The organism is Pseudomonas sp. R11F (assembly GCF_050312575.1).
Classification (GTDB): Bacteria; Pseudomonadota; Gammaproteobacteria; order Pseudomonadales; family Pseudomonadaceae; genus Aquipseudomonas; species Aquipseudomonas palleroniana.
Genome location: NZ_JBNPJU010000096.1, coordinates 1 through 263 on the forward strand (window position 1 = coordinate 1; position 263 = coordinate 263).

At 60.1% G+C, this 263-nt stretch carries 1 pseudogene; it reads right to left on the minus strand.

Features of this window, described 5'->3' with window-relative positions:
• Nucleotides 1-230, minus strand: a pseudogene (locus tag ACQRBV_RS27575) (BCCT family transporter); the annotation flags it as partial.
• Nucleotides 231-263 lie beyond the last annotated feature (33 nt).

The following is a 263-nucleotide window of genomic DNA, read 5'->3' on the forward strand; positions in this document are numbered from 1 at the left end:
TAGCTGTAGACACGGCCAAGGAGTTGCCGATGGCTTTCAAACTGGTCGAGCACATCCCGGGTGATCTGCTCCTGGGTAAAGCCCATCAGGTCGTACTCCTGAGGCCCGTTGTGCAGATAGACCTCAGCCCGGTAGTAACGTGTGCGCTCTTCCTCGGCCAGGTCGCTCGGTGCTGCCCTCCACCATCTGATCGTTCCCACGCTCTGCGTGGGAATGTAGCCATCGACGCTCCGCGTCTGCTCTTAAAAGCCGTGACGCGGAGC